We start from the raw sequence: 4,925 nt of genomic DNA, 5'->3' as shown, positions 1-4,925 counted from the left end.
TTAATGTGAAATATTTAATTTTAATATAATAAAGTTTAAATTCAAAAAAATTTATTGTAAATTATATGTTTTGTTGAATTTATTGGTTAATGTTAAGACTTAAAAAATAAAACATTGCAGGGATAAAAGCGTATAAAATAAAAAATATTTTTAAAAAAATGATTATATAAATAATTTTTATTTTTTATTAATAATTTTTATCAATTAATATTATTTTTACTTTTAAAGAATATAATAATTTTAATGAATTATTTTTTTATAAAGGAGAAATTATGAGAAAATTAACAAATGATTTTGGAAATATTGTTGCTGATAATCAAAACTCTTTAAGTGCAGGTGTTAAAGGGCCATTGCTTATGCAAGATTATATTTTGCTTGAAAAGCTTGCCCATCAAAATAGAGAAAGAATTCCTGAAAGAACAGTTCATGCCAAAGGAAGTGCAGCTTATGGAGAAATGAAAATAACAGCTGATTTAAGTGCATATACTAAAGCAAAAGTATTTCAAAAAGGAGAAGTTACTCCACTTTTTTTACGCTTTTCAACTGTTGCAGGAGAAGCAGGAGCGGCTGATGCTGAAAGAGATGTTCGCGGTTTTGCGATTAAATTTTACACTAAAGAAGGAAACTGGGATTTAGTAGGTAATAATACTCCGACCTTTTTTATCCGTGATGCTTATAAATTCCCTGATTTTATCCATACTCAAAAAAGGGATCCACGCACTCATTTAAGAAGTAATAATGCTGCATGGGATTTTTGGACGCTTTGTCCTGAAAGCTTGCATCAGGTAACTATTTTAATGAGCGATAGAGGAATTCCTGCGAGTTATCGCCATATGCATGGTTTTGGAAGTCATACTTATAGTTTTATCAACGATAAAAATGAAAGATTTTGGGTGAAGTTTCATTTTAAAACTATGCAAGGTATTAAAAATTTAACCAATGAAGAAGCGGCTAATTTGATAGCAAAAGATAGAGAGAGTCATCAAAGAGATCTTTATGAGGCTATTGAGAGAAAAGAATTTCCAAAATGGAAAGTTCAGCTTCAAATTTTAGCTGAAAAAGATATAGAAAAACTTGGTTTTAATCCTTTTGATTTAACTAAAATTTGGCCTCATAAAATTGTTCCTTTAATGGATGTAGGTGAAATGATCTTAAATAAAAATGTTGATAATTATTTTAATGAAGTAGAACAAGCTGCTTTTAGTCCTAGTAATATAGTTTCAGGGATTGGTTTTAGTCCAGATAAAATGCTTCAAGCAAGAATTTTCTCTTATCCAGATGCGCAAAGATATAGAATAGGGACAAATTATCACCTTTTACCAGTAAATCGTGCTAGAAGTGAAGTAAATACTTATAATGTTGCGGGTGCTATGAATTTTGATACTTATAAAAACGGTAAAGCTTATTATGAGCCAAATAGTTATAATGATAGCCCAAAAGAAGATAAAAGCTATCTTGAGCCTGATTTGATTTTAGAAGGTAATGCTCAAAGATATAAACCAATGGATGATGATTTTTATAGTCAACCTCGTGCTTTATTTGATTTGATGAATGAAGAACAAAAAAAACAACTTTTTAATAATATTGCATCTTCTATGGATGGGGTTGAAGAAGCGATTATCAATAAAGCTTTAAATCATTTTGAAAAAATTTCACCTGCTTATGCAGATGGTGTTAAAAAAGCTTTAAATAAGTAATCTTTACTTGCCTCTTTTTGGAGGCAAACTAAAGGTTATTGAAAGGATAAATTATGCAACTTAGCTTAGAAGAAGAAAAAAGATTTGCCGAACTTTGCAAAATGGCGTTTGATTTTGCAAGAAATAATGACTATGAAAATTTAAAAATAATGTTAGATGCGGGTTTAAATATAAATTTAAAAACACACAAAGGAGATACTTTGCTTATGCTTGCTGCTTATAATAATTCTTATGAGTGTGCAAAAATGCTTTTAGAAAAAGGTGCAAAAGTTGATGAGAAAAATGATCGCGGACAAACGCCTTTAGCTGGGGCATGTTTTAAGGGATATTTGCCTATGTGTAAACTTTTGGTTAAATATGGGGCCGATATTGATGAAAATAATGGTTTAGGAATGACTCCTTATACTTTTGCATTAATGTTTGCAAGAAAAGAAATCGCTGAGTTTTTGCTTCAAAATTCTAAAAAAAGCTTTTTAAAAAGGATAAGTTTAAATATTTTAAAGATATTTAAAAAATAGGTTTAAATTATTTTTAGACATAAAGGCTAATTTTTAACGAGAATATATTCTAAATAGCATTTTATTGTGTTTATTTGTTTTTTATTGATGTTAAATTATAATTATCCCTTTGTTTTTTTAAAGGGATAATAATGAAAAAAATATCTAGAAGAAAATTTATTTCTTTTGCTGCTATATCAGCCCTTGGCTTTCCTTTGTCAATAAATGCTTCTCAAGATAAAAAAAATAATGAAAAATTTGATGAATATTACGATGTTATTGTTGTTGGAAGTGGAATTAGTGCACATATTTGTGCAACCTATCTTGCAAAAAATAAAATTAATGTTCTTATGATAGAGAAAATGGATAGAATTGGCGGAAATTCTGCTTTATCTCAACAAGATTTTGCTGTAATGGGTTCTGATCTTCAAAAAAAAGAAAATATACAAGATAGTGTAGAACTTTTTTTAAAGGATCTAAATAAAGCTGGTGAGGGATATAATCATAAAGAGCAAAGTTTAAGATTGATTAAATATTCTAATGAAGCTTATGAATTTGCTAAATCTTGCGGGATTAAATACAGTGATAAATTAAAATTTTTAGGAGGCCATAGCGTCCCAAGAACTATTCAAACTATAGGTGGAGGCGGAAAGGCTATACAAACTATCCATAATACCTTTTTAAAAGAGGGTGGAAAATTCAAAAAAGAAACAAAATGTGATGAAATTATTAAAAATGATAAAGGTGAGGTTGTAGGGATAGAAGTAAGAGAAAATTATCGTTTTGATCGAAATTTAAAAAATGATGATAGAGAAAATAAAACAGGAATTAAAAAAAGATATTGTGCAAGAATGGCGGTAGTTTTTGCTACGGGTGGATTTAGTAGAGATGTTGAATATAGAAGCATAGAAAATCCAAGATTAAAACGTGCCTATACTCCATCAAATCTTGGACAAACTGCTGGAGCTTTAAAAACTATGGCAAAGGCTGGAGCAAACCCTGTGCAAGTTTCTTTAAGTCGCTTTTCTTTTGGCATTCCTACAGAAGACTTAATTTATGGAATTATTGTAGATAAAAATGCACAAAGATTTATGAATGAAGATGGAGATCGTCAAGTTCTTTCAAATAAAATTTTAGCACATATGGATAATTTGGAAACTGATATTTATCCAATTGTTATTTTTGATTCTAATGGATTTTCAAATTCGCATGATCCAAGAAGAATGCAAAGTTTTATTAGTTCTGGAAAGATGTTTCGTTTTGAAAATTTAGAAGAATTAAGTAATTTTTTTGATCTTGATTTAAATGAGCTTAAAAAAACGATTAATGAATATGAACAAGGTTTAAGCAATCAAAAAGATAAATTTGAAAAAGATCTTAGCAAATCAAAAAATTCAGGAATTAATAAAGCCCCATTTTATGCTATGAAAGCTATGCCAAGTTTAAGCTATACACCTGGTGGAATTTTTATAGATACAAATATGAAAGTTTTATCTATTGAAAATAATCAGCCTATTAAAAATCTTTACGCTATAGGAGAAGCTACAGGAGGGGTGCATGGGGCTAGTAGGCTTACAAGTTGTTCTATACCTGATTGTATGACTTCTGGGTTACTTTGTGCAAAAAATATTATAAGTGAAAAATTAATATGAGAAAAATAATTATTTTATTATTGTTTTGTTTTATTTTTGAAAATTCCTATTCAGATGAACAAAATAGAACCATAAAGCCTCATCATAAAGAAGTTTTGATAGATTGTAGAGATTGCCATGGGCAGATTGATAAAAAGGATTTTAAACCAGTTAAGACTCCTGTTTGTCTTGAGTGTCATAAAAGTAAGCAAAGTTTAGCGGAAAAATTGGATTTTTTAAAGGGTAAAAATCCTCATAATTCTATACATGATGGCTTAAATCTTAATTGTTATTCTTGTCATAGCGAACACAAACCATCTTACAATATGTGCAAAGATTGTCATAATACTTCAACTTGGATGAGGGATATAAAATGAAGAAAATAATTTTTCTTGTATTTTGCGGTTTCTTAATAGGACTTATAACTATATTTTTTGCACAAAAGATGATTAAAATTACTGGAGATTTGCCATTTTGTGGAGCTTGTCATGTTATGGAGCCTATGGAAAATTCTTACTTAAAAGATGTTCATTCTGGTATAGGATCAAGCGGTATTAAAGCAGCTTGTGTAGATTGTCATTTACCTCATGATAATTTAATCAATTATCTTACAACTAAAATTCACAATGGCGTTAAAGAAGTGTTTATAACAGCTATTAATCATGATGAAAATATAAATTGGTTAGAGAAATTAGAAAATAGAAAAAAATTTGTTTATGATTCTGGATGTTTAAATTGTCACTCTAATATAAAAGATAATCTTTTAGCATCGACAAAACAAAATTTAATGCATAAAAAATATTTTGATTCAAATCAAACTTTAAGTTGTGTTAGTTGTCATAAGCACGTTGGACACAAAGGAATAAGAGGAGAATTAAATCAGTTTGATGCGCAAAAATACCCTTTATTTAAATAAGGGTATTTATTTTCATATGTTTTATTTTTAAATCTCTTGCTTAGTTTTTATGATTTTTATTTAATTTCTTATAGTTAGATTGTCTATATTTTATATTTTTATTTTTTAAGAATATATTTTAAGATAATATTTTATATATAAAACAAAATTATAATCCGTGTATTTTTTAAATGAAAATTAACTT

At 28.1% G+C, this 4,925-nt stretch carries 5 protein-coding genes; all 5 read left to right on the top strand.

The genetic code is table 11. From position 1 onward, the window contains the following. The first annotated feature begins 272 nt into the window (after positions 1-272). Positions 273-1,697 (top strand): catalase, encoded by a 1,425-nt coding sequence (locus DU473_RS08075; protein ID WP_131166265.1) that lies wholly within the window; start codon positions 273-275, stop codon positions 1,695-1,697. A 50-nt stretch (positions 1,698-1,747) separates the two neighbouring features. Further along, positions 1,748-2,215 carry a Cj1386 family hemin-binding protein gene (locus DU473_RS08070; protein WP_131186965.1) on the top strand — a complete coding sequence of 156 codons (468 nt, stop codon included), beginning with the start codon at positions 1,748-1,750 and terminating at the stop codon, positions 2,213-2,215. A gap of 131 nt (positions 2,216-2,346) precedes the next feature. Continuing rightward, on the top strand, positions 2,347-3,846 hold the full coding sequence (locus DU473_RS08065; RefSeq protein ID WP_131186964.1) for a flavocytochrome c: 1,500 nt from the start codon (positions 2,347-2,349) through the stop codon (positions 3,844-3,846). Beyond that, a complete protein-coding gene (locus DU473_RS08060; RefSeq protein ID WP_131163960.1) occupies positions 3,843-4,202 on the top strand; it encodes a cytochrome c3 family protein in 360 nt (119 codons plus the stop codon). The genes DU473_RS08065 and DU473_RS08060 overlap by 4 nt, the downstream gene beginning before the upstream one ends. Continuing rightward, positions 4,199-4,741 (top strand): cytochrome c3 family protein, encoded by a 543-nt coding sequence (locus tag DU473_RS08055; RefSeq protein ID WP_131186963.1) that lies wholly within the window; start codon positions 4,199-4,201, stop codon positions 4,739-4,741. Before DU473_RS08060 ends, DU473_RS08055 begins: the two co-directional genes overlap by 4 nt. The last annotated feature ends 184 nt before the right edge of the window (positions 4,742-4,925 follow it).

It is taken from the genome of Campylobacter novaezeelandiae (assembly GCF_004323845.1).
GTDB classification, from domain to species: domain Bacteria; phylum Campylobacterota; class Campylobacteria; order Campylobacterales; family Campylobacteraceae; genus Campylobacter_D; species Campylobacter_D novaezeelandiae.
The sequence above is the reverse complement of the archived record's forward strand: the minus strand, read 5'-3'. Positions and strand labels throughout refer to the sequence as shown.